General features: G+C 70.5%; 15 protein-coding genes. 2 read left to right on the top strand and 13 right to left on the bottom strand.

Annotated elements, in window-relative coordinates; all coding sequences use genetic code 11:
- Nucleotides 1–45: 45 nt before the first annotated feature.
- Both DMP15_RS06305 and rpoB read right to left on the bottom strand, forming a co-directional pair.
- Nucleotides 46–3,957: a DNA-directed RNA polymerase subunit beta' gene (locus DMP15_RS06305; protein WP_073576474.1), complete on the bottom strand. Its 3,912-nt coding sequence runs from the start codon at nucleotides 3,955–3,957 to the stop codon at nucleotides 46–48.
- Nucleotides 3,958–4,004: 47 nt separating this feature from the next.
- Nucleotides 4,005–7,514, bottom strand: a complete 3,510-nt coding sequence (rpoB, locus tag DMP15_RS06300) for a DNA-directed RNA polymerase subunit beta (RefSeq protein WP_073576475.1) — start codon at nucleotides 7,512–7,514, stop codon at nucleotides 4,005–4,007.
- 517 nt (nucleotides 7,515–8,031) lie between these two features.
- Here rpoB and DMP15_RS06295 point away from each other — a divergent pair.
- Nucleotides 8,032–9,003 (top strand): cyclase family protein, encoded by a 972-nt coding sequence (locus tag DMP15_RS06295; RefSeq protein ID WP_073576476.1) that lies wholly within the window; start codon nucleotides 8,032–8,034, stop codon nucleotides 9,001–9,003.
- Complete coding sequence (locus tag DMP15_RS06290) at nucleotides 9,003–10,685, top strand: AMP-binding protein (protein ID WP_337825537.1); 1,683 nt, start codon at nucleotides 9,003–9,005, stop codon at nucleotides 10,683–10,685. The genes DMP15_RS06295 and DMP15_RS06290 overlap by 1 nt, the downstream gene beginning before the upstream one ends.
- 65 nt (nucleotides 10,686–10,750) lie before the next feature.
- Here the strand turns inward: DMP15_RS06290 and rplL are convergent, their stop codons facing one another.
- From rplL to DMP15_RS06235, 11 genes are all read right to left on the bottom strand, one after another.
- On the bottom strand, nucleotides 10,751–11,140 hold the full coding sequence (rplL, locus tag DMP15_RS06285) for a 50S ribosomal protein L7/L12 (protein ID WP_073576478.1): 390 nt from the start codon (nucleotides 11,138–11,140) through the stop codon (nucleotides 10,751–10,753).
- Nucleotides 11,141–11,182: 42 nt separating this feature from the next.
- Nucleotides 11,183–11,749 carry a 50S ribosomal protein L10 gene (gene rplJ, locus DMP15_RS06280; protein WP_073576479.1) on the bottom strand — a complete coding sequence of 189 codons (567 nt, stop codon included), beginning with the start codon at nucleotides 11,747–11,749 and terminating at the stop codon, nucleotides 11,183–11,185.
- Between the two features lie 309 nt (nucleotides 11,750–12,058).
- Nucleotides 12,059–12,850 carry a nuclear transport factor 2 family protein gene (locus DMP15_RS06275; protein ID WP_073576480.1) on the bottom strand — a complete coding sequence of 264 codons (792 nt, stop codon included), beginning with the start codon at nucleotides 12,848–12,850 and terminating at the stop codon, nucleotides 12,059–12,061.
- Between the two features lie 80 nt (nucleotides 12,851–12,930).
- Complete coding sequence (locus tag DMP15_RS06270) at nucleotides 12,931–13,554, bottom strand: hypothetical protein (protein ID WP_337825536.1); 624 nt, start codon at nucleotides 13,552–13,554, stop codon at nucleotides 12,931–12,933.
- A 190-nt stretch (nucleotides 13,555–13,744) separates the two neighbouring features.
- A complete protein-coding gene (locus DMP15_RS06265) occupies nucleotides 13,745–15,037 on the bottom strand; it encodes an MlaD family protein (RefSeq protein ID WP_337825535.1) in 1,293 nt (430 codons plus the stop codon).
- Nucleotides 15,034–16,347, bottom strand: coding sequence for an MCE family protein (locus DMP15_RS06260; protein ID WP_073576482.1), 1,314 nt, complete (start codon nucleotides 16,345–16,347; stop codon nucleotides 15,034–15,036). The genes DMP15_RS06265 and DMP15_RS06260 overlap by 4 nt, the downstream gene beginning before the upstream one ends.
- The gene (locus DMP15_RS06255) at nucleotides 16,344–17,738 is read right to left on the bottom strand and encodes an MCE family protein (protein WP_073576483.1); all 1,395 of its coding nucleotides are present in this window, start codon (nucleotides 17,736–17,738) and stop codon (nucleotides 16,344–16,346) included. Before DMP15_RS06255 ends, DMP15_RS06260 begins: the two co-directional genes overlap by 4 nt.
- Nucleotides 17,738–18,703: an MCE family protein gene (locus DMP15_RS06250; protein WP_073576484.1), complete on the bottom strand. Its 966-nt coding sequence runs from the start codon at nucleotides 18,701–18,703 to the stop codon at nucleotides 17,738–17,740. The genes DMP15_RS06255 and DMP15_RS06250 overlap by 1 nt, the downstream gene beginning before the upstream one ends.
- Nucleotides 18,703–19,953 carry an MCE family protein gene (locus DMP15_RS06245; RefSeq protein ID WP_073576485.1) on the bottom strand — a complete coding sequence of 417 codons (1,251 nt, stop codon included), beginning with the start codon at nucleotides 19,951–19,953 and terminating at the stop codon, nucleotides 18,703–18,705. The genes DMP15_RS06250 and DMP15_RS06245 overlap by 1 nt, the downstream gene beginning before the upstream one ends.
- Complete coding sequence (locus tag DMP15_RS06240; RefSeq protein ID WP_073576486.1) at nucleotides 19,950–21,401, bottom strand: MCE family protein; 1,452 nt, start codon at nucleotides 21,399–21,401, stop codon at nucleotides 19,950–19,952. Before DMP15_RS06240 ends, DMP15_RS06245 begins: the two co-directional genes overlap by 4 nt.
- Nucleotides 21,398–22,240, bottom strand: coding sequence for an MlaE family ABC transporter permease (locus DMP15_RS06235; RefSeq protein WP_073576487.1), 843 nt, complete (start codon nucleotides 22,238–22,240; stop codon nucleotides 21,398–21,400). The genes DMP15_RS06240 and DMP15_RS06235 overlap by 4 nt, the downstream gene beginning before the upstream one ends.
- Between the last annotated feature and the right edge of the window lie 2 nt (nucleotides 22,241–22,242).

The following is a 22,242-nucleotide window of genomic DNA, read 5'->3' as shown; positions in this document are numbered from 1 at the left end:
TCACGGTCCGGACCCACCGTCGTGGGTCCGGACCGGACGGCTACCTCAGCGGTAGTCGCGACCGAAGTCGTAGTCGTCCAGCGGCACCGCGGCACCGGTGCCCGTGCCGAAGACGTCGGGGCTGTAGTAGCCGTCGTCGTAGCTCGGCAGTGCGTAGGCGGCCGCGCGGGCCTCCTCGGTCGGCTGGACCTGGATGTTGCGGTACCGGTTGATGCCGGTACCGGCCGGGATCAGCTTACCGATGATCACGTTCTCCTTGAGCCCGACGAGCTTGTCGCGCTTTCCGTTGATCGCGGCATCGGTGAGGATGCGGGTGGTCTCCTGGAACGAGGCCGCGGACAGCCACGACTCCGTCGCCAGCGAGGCCTTGGTGATCCCCATCAGGACCGGACGGCCGGAGGCCGGCTCCAGCCCCTCGGCGACGACCCGGCGGTTCTCGGACTCGAACTCGCCCCGCTCGGCCAGTGCGCCGGGCAGGAACTCGGTCGCACCCGAGTCGATGATCGTGACCCGGCGCAGCATCTGCCGGACGATGACCTCGATGTGCTTGTCGTGGATGTCCACGCTCTGCGTGCGGTACACCTTCTGCACCTCACGCACGAGGTGCAACTGCACCTCACGCGGGCCCATGACACGCAACACCTCGTGCGGGTCCGCCATGCCCTCGAGGAGCAGCTGGCCGACCGTCACGTGGTCGCCGTCCGCGAGCGGACGCTCGGTGCCGTCGACGGTGGTCATCCCGAGCCACTGCCGCTTGGACAGCTTCTCGTAGACGATCTCCTCGCCGCCGTCGTCCGGGATCAGCGTGATCTTCCAGAACCGGTCGCCGTCCTCGATGCGGATGCGGCCGTCGACGTCGGCGATCGGCGCCTTACCGCGCGGGACCCGGGCCTCGAACAGCTCGGTGACACGCGGCAGACCGGTCGTGATGTCGTCACCCGCGACGCCACCCTGCTTGAACGTACGCATCGTCAGCTGGGTGCCGGGCTCACCGATGGACTGCGCGGCGACGATGCCGACGGCCTCGCCGACGTCCACCAGCTTGCCGGTGGCCATCGATCGGCCGTAGCACATGCCGCAGATACCGGTGGCCGAGGCGCAGGTCAGCGCGGAGCGGACCCGGACCGTCTTGACGCCGGCCGCGACGAGCGCGTCCAGCACGGCGTCGCCGAGGTCGTCGCCCTTGCGCACCAGCACGGTGCCGTCCGCCGCGGTGATCTCCTCGCCGGAGGTCCGGGCGTACACCGAGGTACGCAGGTAACGGTGCGGGATGAACCGACCGTCGCTCGTCTCCTCGGTGACCGCCATCGGGATGGCACGCTCGGTGCCGCAGTCGACCTCGCGGACGATGACGTCCTGCGACACGTCGACCAGACGACGGGTCAGGTACCCGGAGTCCGCGGTCCGCAGCGCGGTGTCCGCCAGACCCTTACGGGTGCCGTGCGTGGAGATGAAGTACTCCAGCACCGACAGGCCCTCGCGGTACGAGGCCTTGATCGGACGCGGGATGAACTCGCCCTTGGGGTTCGCGACCAGACCCTTCATACCCGCCAGCTGGCGGATCTGGGTCATGTTGCCCGCGGCCCCGGACTGCACGATCGTCGGGATCGGGTTGTCCTCGGGGAAGTTCTGCTCCATCGCCTTGGCGACCTCCTCGGTCGCCCGGCTCCAGATCTTGACCATCTCGTCGTTGCGCTCCTGGTGCGACAGGGCACCACGCTGGTAGCGCTTGTTGATCTGGTCGGCCTTCGCCTCGTACTCCTCGAGGATGCCCGCCTTGGCCGGCGGGACCAGCACGTCCGCGATCGAGATCGTGACGCCGGAGCGCGTGGCCCAGTAGAAGCCCGCGTCCTTCAGCCGGTCCAGGACCTGCGCGACCTCGGTCATCGAGTAGCGCTCGGCCAGCTCGTTGACGATCGTGGCCTGGCGCTTCTTCGGCAGCGGCTCGTTGACGAACGGGTAGTCCGCCGGCAGGAGCTCGTTGAACAGCACCCGCCCGAGCGTGGTCTCCGCGGTCCAGACGCCGTCCTCGGTCACGGTCCCGGCGTCCGAGCCCGGGGTCGGGGTAACCTGCGGAAGCCGGATCTTGATCGGCGCCTGCAGGTGGAGGACCTTGCGGTCGTAGGCCATGATCGCCTCGGCCGCGGAGCCGTAGTGGTTCCCGGCGCCGTGGGCGTCCTCCCGGAGACGGGTCAGGTGGTACAGACCCGTGACCATGTCCAGACGCGGCATCGCCAGCGGGCGACCCGACGCCGGGGACAGGATGTTGTTCGACGACAGCATCAGCACGCGGGCCTCGGACTGCGCCTCGGCCGACAGCGGCAGGTGCACCGCCATCTGGTCACCGTCGAAGTCCGCGTTGAACGCCTCGCAGACCAGCGGGTGCAGCTGGATGGCCTTGCCCTCCACCAGCTGCGGCTCGAAGGCCTGGATGCCGAGACGGTGCAGCGTGGGCGCACGGTTCAGCAGCACGGGGTGCTCGGAGATGACCTCCTCGAGCACGTCCCACACCTGCGAGCGGCCGCGCTCGACCATCCGCTTGGCGGACTTGATGTTCTGCGCGTGGTTGAGGTCCACCAGGCGCTTCATCACGAACGGCTTGAACAGCTCCAGCGCCATCTGCTTGGGCAGACCGCACTGGTGCAGCTTCAGCTGCGGGCCGACGACGATGACCGAACGGCCCGAGTAGTCGACGCGCTTGCCGAGCAGGTTCTGGCGGAACCGGCCCTGCTTGCCCTTCAGCAGGTCGGACAGCGACTTGAGCGGGCGGTTGCCCGGACCGGTCACCGGCCGGCCACGGCGGCCGTTGTCGAACAGCGCGTCGACGGACTCCTGGAGCATCCGCTTCTCGTTGTTGACGATGATCTCGGGCGCGCCCAGGTCGATCAGTCGCTTGAGGCGGTTGTTCCGGTTGATGACCCGGCGGTACAGGTCGTTCAGGTCCGAGGTCGCGAAGCGGCCACCGTCGAGCTGCACCATCGGACGCAGGTCCGGCGGGATGACCGGCACGCAGTCGAGCACCATGCCCATCGGCGAGTTGCCGGTGGTCTGGAACGCCGCGACGACCTTCAGGCGCTTGAGCGCACGCAGCTTCTTCTGGCCCTTGCCGGACCGGATGATCTCGCGCAGCTTCTCGGCCTCGGCGGGGATGTCGAAGTTCTCCAGCAGCTTCTGGATCGCCTCGGCACCCATGGCGCCGGTGAAGTAGTCGCCGTAGCGGTCGTAGAGCTCGCGGTAGATGGACTCGTCCGCGATGAGCTGCTGGACGTCGAGCTTGGTGAACGTCGTCCAGATCTCGTCGAGCCGGTCCAGCTCGCGCTGGGCACGGTCGCGCAGCTGACGCATCTCGCGCTCGCCGCCGTCCTTGACCTTGCGGCGGACGTCGCCCTTGGCACCCTCGGCCTCGAGCTCGGCGATGTCGGCCTCGAGCTTCTGGGCGCGGGCCTCGAGGTCGGCGTCGCGGGTCTGCTCGACCCGACGGCGCTCCACGCTCATCTCGTTCTCGAGCGTGGACATGTCGTTGTGCCGCAGTTCGGTGTTCACCGAGGTGATCACGTACGCCGCGAAGTAGATGATCTTCTCGAGGTCCTTGGGGGCCAGGTCGAGCAGGTAGCCCAGCCGGCTCGGGACGCCCTTGAAGTACCAGATGTGCGTGACCGGGGCGGCCAGCTCGATGTGGCCCATCCGCTCACGACGCACCTTGGCGCGCGTGACCTCCACGCCGCAGCGCTCGCAGATGATGCCCTTGAAGCGGACGCGCTTGTACTTGCCGCAGTAGCACTCCCAGTCCCGGGTCGGACCGAAGATCTTCTCGCAGAAGAGCCCGTCCTTCTCCGGCTTCAGGGTGCGGTAGTTGATGGTCTCGGGCTTCTTGACCTCACCGTGCGACCACTGGCGGATGCCCTCGGCGGTGGCCAGGCCGATGCGCAGTTCGTCGAAGAAGTTGACGTCGAGCACGTATGTCCTCTGTTTCTTCGTTTAAAGGGCGGCTGGTCGGACGGGGGTCAGTTGACGACGTCGTCGACGGTCATCGACTCCGAGCCCGGGCGGCTGGACAGGTTGATGCCCAGGTTCGCCGCGGCACGCTCGAGGTCCTCGTCGTCGGCGTCCCGCATCTCGATCGCCGCACCGTCGCTGGAGAGCACCTCGACGTTCAGGCAGAGCGACTGCAGCTCCTTGAGGAGCACCTTGAACGACTCGGGGATCCCCGGCTCCGGGATGTTCTCGCCCTTGACGATCGCCTCGTAGACCTTCACGCGGCCCACGACGTCGTCGGACTTGATCGTCAGCAGCTCCTGCAGGGTGTAGGCGGCGCCGTACGCCTGCATCGCCCAGCACTCCATCTCACCGAAGCGCTGGCCACCGAACTGTGCCTTACCGCCCAGCGGCTGCTGGGTGATCATCGAGTAGGGGCCCGTCGACCGGGCGTGGATCTTGTCGTCCACCAGGTGGGCCAGCTTCAGGATGTACATGTAGCCGACCGCGACCGGGAACGGGTACGGCTCACCGGAGCGGCCGTCGAGCAGCTGCGCCTTGCCGTCCGGACCGACCATCCGCTCACCGTCCCGGTTGGGACGGGTCGAGCCCAGCAGACCCGTGATCTCGTGCTCGCGCGCACCGTCGAACACCGGCGTCGCGGTGTTCGTGTCGGCGGGCACCGAGTAGAGCTCCTCGGGCATCTGCGCCGCCCACTCGGGCGTGCCCTCGATCTCCCAGCCGGACTTGGCGATCCACCCGAGGTGGGTCTCCAGGATCTGGCCGATGTTCATACGACGCGGCACACCGTGGGTGTTCAGGATGATGTCGACCGGCGTGCCGTCCGGGAGGAACGGCATGTCCTCCTGCGGGAGGATCTTGCCGATGACGCCCTTGTTGCCGTGCCGGCCGGCGAGCTTGTCGCCGTCGGAGATCTTGCGCTTCTGGGCCACGTAGACGCGGACCAGCTCGTTGACGCCCGGGGCCAGCTCGTCGTCGTCGTCGCGGGAGAAGACCCGGATGCCGATGACCTTGCCGTTCTCGCCGTGCGGCACCTTCAGCGAGGTGTCGCGGACCTCGCGCGCCTTCTCACCGAAGATCGCGCGGAGCAGGCGCTCCTCCGGGGTCAGCTCGGTCTCGCCCTTGGGCGTGACCTTGCCGACCAGGATGTCGCCGGGCTGGACCTCGGCGCCGATCCGGATGATGCCGCGCTCGTCGAGGTCGGCCAGCACGTCCTCGGAGACGTTCGGGATGTCCCGGGTGATCTCCTCGGCGCCCAGCTTCGTGTCGCGCGCGTCGATCTCGTGCTCCTCGATGTGGATCGAGGTGAGCACGTCGTCCTGCACGAGGCGCTGCGACAGGATGATCGCGTCCTCGTAGTTGTGGCCCTCCCACGGCATGATCGCCACGAGCAGGTTCTTGCCCAGCGCCATCTCGCCGTTCTCGGTGCAGGGACCGTCGGCGAGCACCTGGCCCACCTCGACCCGCGCGCCCTCGTCGACGATGGGCTTCTGGTTGTTGCAGGTGCCCTGGTTCGAGCGGCGGAACTTGTTCAGACGGTAGGTCTGACGCTGCCCCTCGTCGTCCATGACGGTGATGTAGTCGGCGCACAGCTCCTCGACCACACCGGCGGACTCGGCGGTGACGACGTCACCGGCGTCGACGGCGGCACGCAGCTCCATGCCGGTACCGACCAGCGGCGACTCCGAGCGCAGCAGCGGCACCGACTGGCGCTGCATGTTCGCGCCCATCAGCGCGCGGTTCGCGTCGTCGTGCTCGAGGAACGGGATCATCGCCGTCGCGACCGACACCATCTGGCGCGGCGAGACGTCGATGTACTCCACGCCCGAGGGCGAGATCAGGTCGACCTCGCCGCCCTTGCGGCGGACCAGGACGCGCTCCTCGGCGAACGAGCCGTCCTCGTTGAGCTGGGCGTTGGCCTGGGCGACGACGAAGCGGTCCTCCTCGTCGGCGGTCAGGTAGTCGATCTGCGAGGTGACGACGCCGTCGACGACCTTGCGGTACGGCGTCTCGATGAAGCCGAACGGGTTGACCCGCGCGAACGAGGCCAGCGAGCCGATCAGACCGATGTTCGGACCCTCGGGGGTCTCGATCGGGCACATACGGCCGTAGTGCGACGGGTGGACGTCACGGACCTCCATGCCGGCACGCTCACGGGACAGGCCACCCGGGCCGAGCGCCGACAGGCGGCGCTTGTGGGTCAGTCCGGCCAGCGGGTTGTGCTGGTCCATGAACTGCGACAGCTGCGAGGTGCCGAAGAACTCCCGGATCGCGGCCGTGATCGGCCGGGTGTTGATCAGGGTCTGCGGCGTGATGGCCTCGACGTCCTGGGTGGTCATCCGCTCGCGGACGACCCGCTCGGTGCGGGACAGACCGACCCGGACCTGGTTCTGGATCAGCTCGCCGACGGTGCGCAGGCGCCGGTTGCCGAAGTGGTCGATGTCGTCGGTCTCGACCGGGATCTCCCGCGCGGAGTCACCGGAGCCCACGGCCATCGTGGTCTCGCCGGCGTGCAGCCGGACGAGGTACTCGATGGTGGTGGCGACATCCTCCTCGGTCAGCGTGCCGACCGAGTTCTCGATGTCGAGGCCGAGCTTCTTGTTGGCCTTGTAACGACCGACCTTGGCCATGTCGTAGCGCTTGTCCTTGAAGAACAGGTTCTCCAGGAGCGCCTGGGCCGACTCGCGCGTCGGCGGCTCGCCGGGGCGCAGCTTGCGGTAGATGTCGAGCAGCGCCTCGTCCTGGCCCGCGGTGTTGTCCTTCTCGAGCGTCGTCATGATCGTCTCGGAGAACCCGAAACGCTCACCGATCTGCTCGGCGGTCCACCCCAGGGCCTTCAGCAGCACGGTGACCGGCTGACGGCGCTTGCGGTCGATGCGGACACCGACGGTGTCGCGCTTGTCGACGTCGAACTCCAGCCACGCACCCCGGCTCGGGATGATCTTGACCGAGTAGACGTCCTTCTCGGTCGTCTTGTCGATCGCGTGGTCGAAGTAGACACCCGGCGAACGGACGAGCTGCGACACGACGACGCGCTCGGTGCCGTTGATGATGAAGGTGCCCTTGTCGGTCATCACGGGGAACTCGCCCATGAAGACCGTCTGGGACTTGATCTCACCGGTGGTGTTGTTCGTGAACTCCGCCGTCACGAACAGCGGGGCACCGTAGGTCATGTCCTTGTCCCGGCACTCCTCGACGGAGGCCTTGACCTCGTCGAAGCGGGGGTCGGAGAAGGACAGCGACATCGAGCCCGAGAAGTCCTCGATCGGCGAGATCTCGGTGAGGATCTCCTCCAGACCGCTCACCGGGAGATCGTCACCGGCCTCGATCCGGCGCTGGAACCAGGCCTCGCTGCCGACCAGCCACTCGTACGACTGGATCTGCAGGTCGAGAAGGTCGGGGACCTCCAACGGCTGGGCGATCTTCGCGAAGGTGACCCGGGTGGGTGCGCCGGGGTAGTTCGGGTTCGCCGAAGCGGAGAGGGTCGAGGTGGTCGCGGCGGCGCGGGAGACAGCCAAGATGCGTCCTTCCGAGAACTGCGCTTCTCGTCTGGCGTGCGCCGGTGGCGGGCGCTACCGTCTCCCTCGATCCGATCGGGGTCCCCCCCGGATCGAGAAGCCGGTAGCCGGCCACGTCGCACGCCGTCTGTTGTCGGGCGCTGACGGACGAACGAAACCCCCGCACCCATGTCCGCCGAACCCTCTCCGGCGGCCGACGGATCGGTCCGGAAGTCTTCCCCGGTCATGAGCGCGTGAGCCTGGACGCAGACAGCGCAAAGAATGACTATAGACGCTGCGAGCGCAGCTGTCGAGACAGGTCGCCGATTCCAGCATCCAGGCAACCACCGTTGCCCAAGGGTGACCTGCACGCCGCACCGAGTCAAGTCCCACTTCGTCGACGAGCGGTCATCCTGCCGGGACGACCGGTCCACCGACGCCCGTCCGGGGCGATCCGCGTGACGGTTGACACGGTGTCGTCGGGACGCCAACGATCGGTCACAGGTCGGTGACGGCCGGCGGCGACGAAAGGACGACGATGTCCGACAGCACTCCTCCCATGCGCGAGCTCCTCGGTGACGACGCCCCCAGCAACTGGGGCAAGTGGGGTCCCGACGACGAGCTCGGCTGCCTGAACTACCTGGACGCGGGCGAGGTCCTGCGGGGCGTGCAGCACGTCCGTTCCGGCGAGGTGTTCACCCTGCAGATCCACATGGGACGCACCGAGGCGCCGGGCGACCCGCTGTGGCCGGGCCGCGAGGGCATCAAGCGCCAGAACGTCATGGACGAGGGCACCTGGGACTCGGCCGACGCACCGCAGTTCCCCGGCGGTCTGCACTACGCCGACGACACCGCCCTCATCTTCCTGCAGGGCTCCACGCAGTACGACGCGCTCGGCCACGTCTGGTACGACGGCAAGCTCTGGAACGGCTACGACGCGCGCTCCACCGTCGACGCGATGGACCGGGCCTCGGTGCTGCCGATCGCGGAGAAGGGCGTCGTCGGGCGGGGCGTGCTCATCGACATGGCCCGGCACCGCGGCAAGGAGTGGCTCGACAAGGGCGAGACCTTCGACCACACCGACCTCGAGGCCGCCGCGCAGGCACAGGGAGTCGACATCGAGCCGCACGACGTGCTCGTCATCCGCACCGGATGGATGAAGTACTGGTACGAGCTCAACGACCCGGCCACCTTCTACACCGACTTCACCGAGCCCGGGCTCACCTACTCACGCGAGCTCGTGGAGTGGTTCCAGCGCAAGGAGATCCCGAACCTCGTCACCGACACGATCGCCAACGAGGTGACCAGCGAGCCGCACACCGGCGTCGCGCTCCCGCTGCACTGCGCGCTGATGCGCAACCTCGGCGTCGCCCTCACCGAGATCGCCTGGCTCGACGACCTCGCCGACGCCTGCGCCGCCGACGGACGGTGGAGCTTCCTCTACGCCGCGGCCCCGCTGAAGGTCGTCAACGGCACGGGGGCACCGGTGAACCCGATCGTGATCCGCTGATGTCCTCCGCCGACCGCCCCTGGCTGGCCCGCTACGCCGAGGGCCAGCCGCACGACATCACCCCGGACTTCCCGGACGCGTTGTCGATGTTCCGCGCCGCGGTGGCGCGGAACCCCGACGGCGACGCGATCCGCTACTTCGACGGCGCGCTCACCTACCGCGAGCTCGACCGGCTCACCGACGCCTTCGCCGCCGGGCTGCTCGCCGGCGGGTTCACCGCGGGCGAGCGGGTCGCGATGTACCTGCAGAACGTGCCGCAGTTCGTCCTCGGCCTGGTCGGCACCTGGAAGGCCGGCGGCGTCGCGGTGTCGATCAACCCGATGAACCGGGAGCGGGAGCTGGAGCTGCTGCTGCGCGACTCCGGGTCGTCGGTGCTGCTGTGCCTGGAGTCGCTCTACGACGGCGTCGCGCGGACCGTGCTGGCCGGGCAGCCGGGCGTGCGCACCGTGCTCACCACCTCCGAGCGCGAGTTCCAGACCCGCGACGACCGGCGTGCGCTCCCCGACACCGCGCGGCCGGACCTGTCCGGCGACGACGTCACCGACCTCGGCGCGTTCCTGGAGACGCACCGGGGCGGCACTCCCCCGCCGGTGTCGTTCACCGCCGGCGACACCGCGTTCCTCACCTACACCTCGGGGACCACCGGGCCGCCCAAGGGCGCGATGAACACCCACGGCAACGTCGTCTTCACCAGCCAGGCCTACGCCACGTGGTGCGGCCTCGGCGACGACGAGGTCGTCCTCGGCATCGCCCCGCTGTTCCACATCACCGGTCTGATCGCGCACGTGACCCTCGCCCAGTACCTGGCCGCGCCGCTGGTGCTGTTCCACCGGTTCGAGCCGTCGCTGGGCGTCGACGTCATCCGGGAGCACCGGCCGACCCTGACCGTCGGGGCGATCACCGTGTTCATCGCGCTGATGAACGCCCCGAACGCCGACCGGGAGGCGCTCGCGTCGCTGCGCACGATCTGCTCGGGCGGGGCGCCGATCCCGCCGTCGACGGTCACCGCGTTCCACGAGGCGTTCGGGCTGTGGATCCACAACATCTACGGGCTGACCGAGACCACCTCGCCGTCGCACGCGACGCCGATCGGCACCCAGGGGCCGGTGGACTCCGCGTCCGGGGCGCTGTCGGTGGGCGTTCCGATCTACGGCACCGTCGTGCGCATCCTCGACGACGACGGCGCGGAGCTCCCGCCCGGCGAGATCGGGGAGATCTGCACGTCCGGGCCACAGGTCGTCGCGGGCTACTGGGGCAAGCCCGAGGAGACGGCCCACGCGTTCCCCACCGGGGAGCTCGCGCAGCCCGAACTCAGAACGGGGGACGTCGGCTACATGGACGCCGACGGCTGGTTCTACATCGTCGACCGCAAGAAGGACCAGATCAACGCGGGCGGCTACAAGGTGTGGCCGCGCGAGGTGGAGGACGTCCTCTACGAGCACCCCGCGGTGCGGGAGGCCGCGGTGGTCGGCGTCGCCGACGAGTACCGGGGCGAGACGGTCAAGGCGTTCGTGTCACTGCGGGCCGGTGCCTCGGCCACCCCGGAGGAGCTGATCGCGTTCACCCGGGAACGGATGGCGGCCTACAAGTACCCGCGGCAGGTGGAGCTGCTCGACGAGGTGCCCAAGACCGTCACGGGCAAGGTGCTGCGCCGCGAGCTGCGGGCCCGCGAGCAGACCTGACCCGGAGACGACGACGGGGCGCCGACCCGGTGGGTCGGCGCCCCGTCGTGCGAGCGGTGCTCAGGTCACTTGAGCGAGACCTTGGCGCCGGCCTCCTCGAGCTTCGTCTTGGCGGCCTCGGCGGCCTCCTTGGCGACACCCTCGAGCAGCGACTTCGGCGCGGACTCGACGAGGTCCTTCGCCTCCTTCAGGCCCAGGCCCGAGACGACCTCGCGGACGACCTTGATGACCTGGATCTTCTTGTCACCGGCGGCCTCGAGGACGACGTCGAACTCGTCCTTCTCCTCCTCGGCGGGGGCGGCACCGGCGGCGGGGGCACCCGCGGCGGCGACGGCGACCGGGGCGGCCGCGGTGACCTCGAAGGTCTCTTCGAACTTCTTCACGAAGTCCGAGAGCTCGAGCAGGGTGAGCTCCTTGAAGGCGTCGAGCAGCTCGTCGGTGGACAGCTTCGCCATGGTGGCGGTCCTTTCTCTACGAAAGACAGATGGGGGTGGTGATCAGCTCTCGGCGGAGTCGCCGTCGGCATCGGCCGGAGCGGCGGACTCGCCGGACTCGGCCTTCTTGTCGGCCAGTGCCTGCGCGAGGCGGGCGACCTGCGAGGCCGGGGCGTTGAACAGCCCCGCGGCCTTGGACAGGTTGGCCTTCATCGCGCCGGCCAGCTTGGCCAGCAGGACCTCACGGGTCTCGAGGTCCGCCAGCTGCTCGATCTCGGCGGTGGACAGGGCGCGCCCGTCCATGTACCCGCCCTTGATCGTCAGACCGGGGTTGTCCTTCGCGAACTGCTTGATCGCCTTCGCGGCCTCGACGGGCTCACCCTTGATGAAGGTGATGGCCGTCGGGCCGGCGAGCAGGTCGTCCAGGCCCTGGACCCCGGCCTCCGCCGCCGCGCGCTTGACCAGGGTGTTCTTCGCGACGCGGAAGTTCGCGTCCGAACCCAGGTCCCGGCGCAGCTGGGTCAGCTTGGCGACGCTGAGCCCGCGGTACTCGGTCACGACCGAGGCGTCCGACTCGCGGAAGCGGTTGGTGATCTCCTCGACCGCTGCGACCTTGTCAGGTGCTGCCATCGCTGCCCTCCTCTCGGGGGTCGGTCTCGTGCACGTGGGACGTGCTTGGGGGTGCCACCGACGCAGTTCCCACTCCGACCCCGGAGACGACGAACGCCCCGTGCGCAGCAGCACGGGGCGTCGGAAGTTCGTGGGGCACTCGCGCGCCCGGTGTCGCCTCGTCCTCCTGCGCGGGCCGTCCGGACGTTCCCGGAACCTTCGTACGCCCTTCGGGAAGGACGCGGACCTGCGGTCTTCGGTGGATCGGGACCAACTGTAGCTCCTCGCCGTACCCCCGGTTCACCCGGGGGTACGGCGGGGCGGGCCTGCTCAGGCCGGCGTCATCGCGGAGATCTTCCAGCGGCCGTCGACGAACTGGGCGTCGACCCGCAGCCGCGCCGCCGCGGAGCCCTCCTGCGGGGCGCCGCCGTCGGCCTGGCGGCGGATGACCTGGTTGACGAAGGCGTAGACGGTCGCGCGGTCGCCGTCGATGCTCGCCACGGCGAGCTTCGGGATCGTCGCGGTGACCACGGCCTTCTGCTGCGGGGCGAGGTCCTTCACGCTGCCGAAGATCTTGTCGAACTCCGGTTGGAAGCCCGGGGTGATGACGCCGCGGGCGTCGTCCTCGGCCTGCTGGAGGCGGGCGTAGTCGAAGGAGTAGACCTTCGTGATCGCCTCACCGACCTGCTCGCCGACCTGCGCGGTGGTGCCGACGTCGGTGAGCGCGGTGTTGGACGCCGACCCGGTGAAGGTCGTGCGGTACCACTCGGCGCCGAAGAACGCGGCGGCCGCGACGAGCAGCACCGTGACGGCGAGCAGCAGCCCGGTCGCGCGCCGGCTCGTCGGGGCGGACAGCAACGACCGGCGACGCGGGGTGCCGTCGGCGCCGGCCGGGGTGCCGTCGGCGTCGTCGTCGTCGGCCGTGCCGGGGGCGTCGGTGCGCCCGGCGTCGCCGGAGCGGACCGGTGCGGCGGACGGGACCGCGTCACCGGAGCGCTCGTCGAGGGCGACACCGCCGGTGCCGGTCTCCTCCTCGTCGGGCTCGTCGGCGCGGGTGCGCGGGCGGCCCGCGACCTGGGGCCTGCGGATGCCGCCCGCAGGGCGGCGGCGGGGGGTGGACATGCGGTGACCTCCTGGGGTGGTCGACCTGGGAGCGGCGCGGTGCGGGGCACCGCCGGGGGGCCGGGGGTCGGGCCGGAGGGTCAGCCCGTACCCGGGGTGACCAGCGGCTCCAGTGCGTCGACCTTCCAGCCGTCGTCGGTGCGGACCATGCCGAGCTCGATGCGCTGGCGGGTCACGGCGGGCTGACCGCCCTCGGGCGTGACGGTCACGTCGACGCCGGCGAGCACCCGGGCGGTCCCGGCGCGCGGGTCGACCTCGGTCACCGCGGCGTCGGTGACGGTCGCGGCGGTGGTGCGCTTCTGGTCGGTGACCAGCTTGGCGTAGGCGTCGCGGTTGGACACGAACTCGTCGCGGACCGACCCGGCCGAGGACTGGATCCACAGGTCCAGGCCCTTCTGGGCGTCCGTATGGTCCAGGGTGTTCAGGTTGATCACGGCCTGGCGGGCGTCACGGAGCGCCTCGTCGCGGGCCTGGGCGACCTGGGTGGCGTCGCTGTTCAGCGCGAACAGCCACAGGCCGCCCAGCACGAGCGCGAGCACCGCCGCGACGGCGGCGGCCACGGGCAGGGCCCTGGCGAGCGGTCCGGGCGGGGTCTGGCCGCCGTCCGGACCGGTGGCAGGCTCCACGGGCGCGGAACCGTCGGGGGTGTCGGCCGTCGGGTCGGCCTTCGTGTCGGCGTCGGAGCCGGCAACGTCGGTGTTCATCGGGGAGCGTTCCTCCTCCCGGCTGCGGGGGCACAGCCGCTCGGCGACCGCACCGGGCGGCCGTGGGCCGGCCGTGGGGGTCCGCGCCGTCCGGCGGACGGCGGTCCCCCGCGGTCGTCGTGCCGGCCGGGCCCGGGTGTGGCCCGGCCGTCGTGCCGGTCACGCCCCGGACGGGGCGCGACCGTCGTGCTCAACCGCCCAGGATCTGGGCGAAGCTCGTCACCAGGCCCGGCGTCGCGACCCGCTCGGCGCGGTCGTCGCCGAGCGACCCGGCGTTCGGCCGCGGGGCCGGTCCGTCGGCGGTGTCGCCGCCGTGGGGACCGTCACCGTGGCCGCCGAACCCCGAGTTGCCGGAGTAGTCCGGCACCTCGAGCGGCTGGGGCCTCTGGACATTCTGCATTCCGCGCACGTTGGTGGGGCTGCCGGGGGGCTCGGTGCAGCGGGCGTCCTCGTTCACCGGTCGCTCGGAGACGTCGAGGCCACCGCGGTTGGGCGTGCCCTCGTAGCCCCGGGTGCAGACCGGCGGGTCGGCGATGTTGACGACCAGACCGAGGTGCGCGGTCCCGTCGCCGGGCACGACCTTCGGCGCGACGGCCACCAGGCCGGGGTAGGTCACGAGCAGCTGGCGCAGGCCCGCCTGGCGCGGGGCCAGCAGCTCGGTCACCGTCCGCAGGTTCGCGATCGACTCGCCGAGCCCGGGGCCGCTCTCCCGGAGCAGGCCGCTGACCTGGTCGCCCAGGCGCGGGCCGTCGTCGATGATCCGGCGCAGGTCCGGGTCGGACTGCTTGAGCTGCTCGGTGACCTCGCGCAGGCCGCGGCTGAACTCCTGGAACTGCGGGGCCACCTCGTTCTGCGTGGTGAGCACCGGGCGGGCGTCGCGGATCAGCGCGGTCGTCTGCGGCAGCGCGTCGGTGGCGGCCCGGGTGAACTCCCCGGTGGTGTCGAGCAGCTGCTGCAGCGGCTGCGCGGTGCCCTCGAAGCCCTGGCCGAGCTCGCGGACGACGGTCTGCAGCGAGTCCTTCGGCACCGTCGACACGAGCTGGTCCAGCTCGGTCAGGAAGGTGTTGATCTGGACCGGGGTCCGGGTGCGGTCCTGCGGGATGACCGAGCCGGAGGCGAGCGCCTCGCCGCCGTCGGCCACCGGCTGGAGGTCGACGTACTGCTCACCGATCGGCGACAGGTTCCCGACGACGGCCCGGGCGTCGGCCGGGATGGCCGGCGCGGAGTTATCGATGTCGAGCTGGACGTCGACGCCGCGGGCGGTCAGCGACAGCGGCCCGACCCGTCCGACACTCACGCCGCGGTAGGTGACGTCGGCGCCGCTGAAGATCCCGCCGGAGTCGGCGAGCTCCACCGTGACCGGGTACGTCGTCGCCCCGAAGATGCGGTCGAGACCGGCGTAGCGGAAGCCCGCGTAGCCGACCGCCACGATGGTGACGAGCACCAGCGCGGTCAGCTGCCAGCGGACGGTCTTGGTGATCACGATCCGCCTCCGAAGAGTCCGCCGAGCAGGCCGCCGCCACCGGAGCCCTGCTCCGGCGTCGGGCTCGGTGCCGGGGTCGCCGACGGTGCCGGGGTGGCCGGCTCAGTGCCCGAGGCGGGCGGCGGCGGTGCGGTGGTGGGCTGCTCGGCCCCGAGCAACGGCAGCGCGGGCGCACCCGGGACCGCCGGGTCCGGCTGCCGCGGTGTCGCGCCGAGCAGCGGCGTCAGCAGCTGCGCGGTGGGCGGCAGCTGGGCCAGCTGCGTCGGGTCGAGCGGCAGCCCGAGCTGGTTGGAGTTCAGGATGTTGCGCAGGACCGAACCCAGGTCCAGGTCCAGCTTCACGTACAGGTTGGCGTAGTCACCGGCGACGGCGTCGGTGGCCGCGTCGGTGAACGGGATCGACAGCAGCAGCTGCAGCGAGTCCGGCAGGTTCTGGCCGGAGTCGGCCAGGTTCCGCAGCACCGGGCGCAGCGCCTCCAGGTCGGCCAGCAGGTCGTCGCGCGACCGGTTGACGACGTTCGTCGCGACACCGGACAGCCGGTCGAGCGCCTGCAGCATGCCGACCAGCTGCCTGCGCTGGGACTCGAGCTCGCGCAGGCCGGGGCTGACGTTCTGCAAGGCGTTCTCGATCTGCGGGCGACGCTCGGCGAGGGTGGCCGACAGGCGGTTGAGCCCGTCGAGCGCCCGGTTGATGTCGTCCTTGGAGCTGTCGAGCGAGCCGACGAGCCGGTCGAGGTTGTCCAGCAGCGCCCGCACCTGCGGCTCGCGCCCGGACAGCGCGTTGTTCAGCTCGGTGGAGATGGTCCGGATCTGGGCCACGCCACCGCCGTTGAGCAGCAGCGACAGGGCCCCGAGGACCTCCTCGACCTCGGCCGCGCGACCGCTGGCCTGCAGCCCGATCCTCCCGCTCCGCGCGAGGTCGCCCTCGGCGGGAACGGTCGGCTGGGACAGCTCGACGAACTTCTCACCGAGCAGAGAGGTCGTGCGGACCCGCGCGGTGGCGTTGGCCGGGAGCGTGACGCCGCGGTTCACCGCGACGGTGACCAGCGCGTTCCACGACCCCGGCTCGACGGCGACGGTCTCGACCGCGCCGACCGGCACGTCACCGACGCGCACGATCGACTGCGGGACGAGGTCGACGACGTCGGCGAACTCGATCTGCACCAAGTACGGGTCGTCGCCCAGGTTCGCGCCACCGGGCAGCGGGATGCCCCGCAGGCCGCCGTCCACCGCACCGCAGCCGCCCGCGAACAGCGCCACGGCCGTCAGCAGCGCCGACACCCGGCCGACACGGCCGCTGGAGCCGATCACGATCCACCTCCGAACAGGCCGAACAGTCCGCCGCCCCCGCGCTCCTCGGTCTCGGGGACCGGGGTGGGAGTGGCCTGCGGGGCCGTCGTCGTCGACGGCGCCGGGGTGGCCGGGGCGCCGGTGGCGCCCGGTGCGGGCTGCCCACCGGGGGCGGGAGCCTGCGGGTCGGCCGGGGCGCGCAGCTGCGAGCCCGGGTCGGTCAGCGACAGCGGCGAGCCCGGCATCAGCTGGGGCACGGCCGGGTTGACCCCGGAGCCGCCTGCCTGGAGCTGCTCGAGCACCTGCTGCGGGGTCGGCAGCGGCACGGCGCCATCGAGGATCGGGGCCAGGCCGTCGCAGAGCGCGGCGGTGGGCTGGTCCAGGCCACCCGGGATCGCACCCGCGCCGCGGCGGAGGATCTCGCAGATCGCGACCGGCAGCGGGTAGGCCAGCTCGTTGATGTTGGCCCGGGTGTCGAGGGTCTCCGAGGAGCCGTTGTAGATGTTGGTGAGGTTGTTCAGCGCCGCCGGGGCGAGGTCGGCGATCTCGGACAGCGCCCGCTGGTGGTCGACGACCTCCTGCGAGACGCTCGCGAGCTTGTCCACGTTCGACCGCAGCGTCGACCGGTTGTCCTGCACGAAGTCGGCGACCTCCCCGAGCGCGTAGGACAGCTGGTTCAGCGCCCCGCCGAGCTCGCCGCGCTGGCTCGCGAGGAATCCGGTCACGTCGGCCAGCTTCCCGTTGAGCTCGCGGATGCCGGGGTCGTTCTCCCGCAGCGTCCCGACGAACTTCTGCAGCTCGGTGATGGTGCCGAACAGGTCGCCGCTGGACCCGTTCAACGTCGCCGAGAGCCCGCCGAGGTTGCGGATGGTGTCGTTGAGCGCGCGGCCGTTGCCGTCGAGGTTCTGTGCGGTGACGTCCAGGACGTCGTTGAGCGCGCCGTCCTTGTTGGCCCCCTGCGGCCCGAGCGCCCGGGAGAGCTCGGTCGCGGTCCGGGTGAGGTCGTCGACGCCGAGCGGGAACGCGGTGCGCTCCAGCGGGATCGGCTCGCCGTTCCACTCCGGACCGCCGGTCCACACCGGGGTCAGCTGCACGTAGCGGCCGGTGACCAGGCTCGGCGAGACGACGGCGGCCTTGACGTCGGCGGGCAGGCGCACCTCGTCGTCGGTGATGGTCATGTCGACCCGCACCCGGTCGCCCTCCGGCGTGATCCGGTCGATCTTGCCGACCGGGACACCGAGCACCCGGACGTCGTTGTCCTGGAACAGCGCGGCGGAGCTGGTGAAGTAGGCGGTGACCTGGCGGCCGCCGCCGGAGGTGATCAGCCAGATCGCGCTCGCCACCAGGACCGCGACGACGGCGATCAGGGCACCGAACTGGATCTGGCGCCGGTCGTTGGCCCAGGAGCCCATCAGCAGTCACCCCCGAGCGGCACGACCGGCGGCAGCAGGCCGCACAGGTAGTTGTCGAACCAACGGCCGTTGCCGAGGGCGTTGCCGAACACGCGGATGAACACCGCTTCCTTGTCGAGGATCTCGCCGAGGTTGTCGCGGTTCTCCTCGAGCACCGCCAGCACGCGGTCGAGGGTCTCCAGGGCCGGGCGCAGCTGCGCCTGGTTGTCGGCGACGAGGCCGCGCAGCTGGATCGACAGGCGCTGCACGCCGTCGAGCAGGTTGGCGATCGCGTCCTTGCGCCGCTGCAGCTCACCGAGCAGCAGGTTGCCGTCGTTCACCAGCTTCACGACGTCGCCACGGCGGTCGGCCAGCGTGGTCGACAGCTGCCGGGTGTTGGCGAGCAGCTTCTTCAGCTCGCCGTCGCGGCTGGAGATCGTGTTCGACAGGCGGGACAGCCCGTCCAAGGCCCCGCGGATCTCCGGTGGGGTGTCGCGGAAGGTGTCCGAGAGCGTGGTGAGGCTCGACGCGAGCTGCGTGGTGTCGAGCTGGTCGATCGTGCCGGAGAGGCCGTTGAAGGCGTCGACGACGTCGAACGGGGACTTGGTCCGGTCCCGGCCGATCGGCTGGTCGGGGTCCTGCTCGGCGTCGCCGCGCGGGTCGAGGGCGAGGAACTTGGAGCCGAGCAGCGTGGCGATCTCGATCGACGCCGTGGTCCGGTTGCCGACCCAGGCGTCCTCGACGGTGAACTCGATCTTCACGTGGTCGCCGTCGAGGGAGACGTCCTGCACCCGGCCCGCCTCGACCCCGGCCACTGTGACGCGGTCGTTGGCCTGCAGACCCGCCGCCTCGGGGAACTCCGCGGTGTAGCGGGTGGCCCCGGAGAAGATGGCCTCGTAGTTGAACGCGGCCAGTGTCAGCGCCGCGATCAGCACGAGCCCGATCACCGCCGTCAGGACGGGGCGCTTCTGCCCTGCCTGTGCCATCAGTTGCCTCCCGGCTGCAGCGCTGCGGTCGGGTCGCTGCTGGAGTCGACCGGGCCACGGCCGGCTGCCTGGTCCAGCAGGCCGCCGACCGACTCGGTGGTCGGCTCACGCATCGACGGGTTGTCCTGGGCGCGGTTGTCCGCGGGGTCGCCGGGCTGCGAGCCGTCGGTCGGGACGGTGTTGCCGGCCCCGAGCCCGGACGGGTCCGGGCCGCAGCGCCGCTCGGGGTTGCGGACCGGGCCGATGCCCAGGTCCTCCAGCGAGGTCTGCTGCAGGATCGGCGAGATGCCGATCTGGCCGTCGAGGCCGCAGAGGTAGAAGTTGAACCAGCTGCCGTGGGAGCCGACGCGGGCGATCCGGTTCAGCTTGAACGGCGTGTACTGCAGGAACCGCTCGATCGCGGGTCGGCCCTGGTCGAGTTGGGTCGCGAGGTCGCCGAGGTTGCGGATGTCGTCGCGCAGCGGCGGTCGGGCGTCCTCCAGGAACGACCCCGTGACCTGGGTCAGCTCGCCGATGGACTGGATCGCGTTGCCGATGGGCTCGCGGTCCTGGGCCAGCCCGGACACCAGCGCCTGCAGCGAGCTGATCAGCTCGTTGAGGCCCTCGTCGTTGCGGTTGACGGTGTCGAGGGTCAGGTTGAGGTTGTCGATGACCTGGCCGATGACCTGGTCGCGGTCGGCGATCGAGTTGGTCAGCGACGACGTCGAGGCCAGCAGGCTCTGCACCGTGCCGCCCTCGCCCTGCAGGACCTGGACGATCTCCATCGACAGCTTGTTGATCTGGTCCGGGTCCAGGCCCTGGAACAGCGGCTGGAAGCCGTTGAACAGCACGGTCAGGTTGACCGCGGGGCGGGTCCGGTCGATCGGGATCTGGCCGCCGGCGGGGAGGTCCTCCCCGGTCGGGCCCGCGCCCTGGTCCAGCGCCATGTACCGCTGGCCGATGAGGTTCTTGTACTTCAGGGTCGCGCTGACCGTCGACGGCAGCGGGGTGGACGAGTCGACGTCGAACGCCACCTCGGCGACCCGCTGGTCGACGATGCGGACGTCCTTGATCGATCCGACGACGACGCCGGCGATGCGGACGTCGTCGCCGGCCAGCAGGCCGGTCGCGTCGCTGAACCGGGCGGTGTACTCGGTGACCTGGCCGCCCCGGGCGTTCGCGATGGTCAGGCCGAGCAGCGTGGTGCCCAGCGCTGTGACCAGCGCGAAGACCAGGAACTTGACCAGCGCCGAGATCGGGAGCCTACTCACGTCAGCGTCACCTCCGTGCCGCGCAGGAGCGGGCCGACCATCGTGCTGCTCCAGGCCGGCACGGCCTGCGGGGAGCCGCCCTGGTGGGCGGCCAGCAGCTGCGCGACGACGTCCTGCTCGCCGGCGGAGTTCGCGACGCCCATGTCGACCGAGCCGCTCTGGTGCGTCCCGTCGTAGGACGACGGCTGGATGCCCGCCTGGCCGAGCGTGGTGGTCAGCGGGGGGAGCACGCCCGCGCCGTTCTGCGCGCTCTGGTCCTGGATGAGACCGAAGCTGTCGGTGCCGTCGTAGGTGCCGAAGGTGTCGACCCCGAAGTCCTCGGGGTTGCCCATCGGCTGCCCGGCCGGGGCCGGGCCCGGGACGGAGCCGTCCCGGAACGGGCCGTCCGGGGGGTACTGGGTGCCGGTCGGGACCGGGATCGGGTAGCAGCGCGGCCCGCGGTCCTCGCCGTACTCGGGCTCGTCCTGGTTCGGCAGGTACTTGCCCTTGCTCGCCACGATCTCGACGGTGAAGTTGAAGCCGACCCGGTCGGTGCCCGGCCGGACCGCGTCGTTGATCTTCGGGATCAGCTCGACGAGCTGGCGGGTCAGGCAGGGGAACTCGGGCGAGTAGCGCGCGAGCGTCTCCAGCGTCGGCCGGCTGGCCGCCGACAGCCCGATGATGTTCTCGCCGTTCGCGTCGAGGAAGGACCGCAGGTCGTCCGACGCGCCGGTGATGGAGCGGTAGAGGTTCCGCAGCCCCTCGCGCTTCTCGACGATCGTGCGGCTGGTGACCGTGAGGTTGTCGAGCGCGTCGAGCAGGTCGGGCGCGGCCTGGTTCAGGTTGTCGGAGAAGGTCGCCAGCTGGCGGATGTCCTCCTGCAGGTCCGGCACGGCCGGGTTCAGGCCCTCGACCAGCGTGTTCAGCTGGGTCAGGGTCTCGCCGAGCTGGTTGCCCCGGCCCTGCAGGGCCTGGGAGAGCGAGCCGAGCGTGGTCGCCAGGTCCTGCGGACGGACGGTCTGCAGCAGCGGCAGCAGCTCGTCGAGCACCCGCTCGACCTCCAGCGCGGCCTGGCTGCGGTCCTCGGGGATGACGTCGCCCGCGGCGAGCCGGGCTGTCGACGGCGCGGCCGGCGGGACCAGCGACACGAACTTCTCGCCGAACAGCGTCTTGGGCAGCAGCTGGGCGGTGACGTTCTCCGGGATCTGGTCGAGGAACTGCGGGTCCATCGACATCTCGATGCTGGTGTTCGTGCCGTTCGAGACGACCTGGTCGACCTGCCCGACGATCAGGCCGTTGACCTTGACGTCGGAACGCTCCTGCATCTGGGTGCCGACCCGGGCGACGTTCAGGGTCACCGGGACACCGGAGGAGAAGACGCCGACGTACTGGGCGACGGCCAGCCCGAGCAGGACGACGATGACCGTGACGAAGGCCAGGCCCTGCAGCACTCGCTTCGGGGACCTCATCCGGCCACCCGCACCGAGGTCGAGGTGCCGAACATGACCAGCGTCAGGAAGAAGTCCAGGATGGCGGTGCTCACGATCGACAGCCGCACCGCGCGACCGACCGCGACGCCGACGCCGGCGGGGCCGCCCTTGGCGGAGTAGCCGTAGTGGCAGTGGATCAGGATGATCACCGTCGCGAACACGATCACCTTGAGGTAGGACAGCAGTACGTCACTGACCGGCAGGAACAGGTCGAAGTAGTGGTCGTAGGTACCACCGGGCAGACCGTTGATCAGCGTGACGTTGATCCGCGAGGCGGCGTAGCTGGCGAGCAGGCCGAGCGTGTAGATCGGGATGATCGCGACGATGCCGGCGACCATCCGGGTGGTCACCAGGTAGGGCACCGAGGGCACCGCCATGACCTCCAGCGCGTCGATCTCCTCGGAGATCCGCATGGCGCCCAGCTGGGCGGTGAAGCCCGCGCCGAGCGTCGCGGTCAGCGCCGAGGCGGCGACCAGCGGGGCGATCGAGCGGGTGTTGAAGTAGGCGGTGATGAAGCCGGTCAGCGCCTCGACGCCCAGGGCGTCCAGGGCGCGGAAGCCCTGCAGGCCGACCAGCGAGCCGACGAACAGCGACAACGACGCCATCACGCCGACGGTCCCGAGGATGACGATCAGCGCGCCGGAGCCGAAGGAGACCTCGGCGAGCAGCCGGGCGACCTCCTTCTTGTACCGGGTCAGCGTCTTCGGGATCCAGAGGATCGACCGGACGTAGAGCGACAGCTGGTCGCCGAGCTCCTCGAGCTGGTTCAGCGGCGCCTGGGCGGCCCGTCGGGCCCGCGTTCCGAGTGGGGTGGCCATGG

It is taken from the genome of Pseudonocardia sp. UM4_GMWB1, assembly GCF_017312155.1.
Classification (GTDB): Bacteria; Actinomycetota; Actinomycetes; order Mycobacteriales; family Pseudonocardiaceae; genus Pseudonocardia; species Pseudonocardia alni.
The sequence above is the reverse complement of the archived record's forward strand: the minus strand, read 5'-3'. Positions and strand labels throughout refer to the sequence as shown.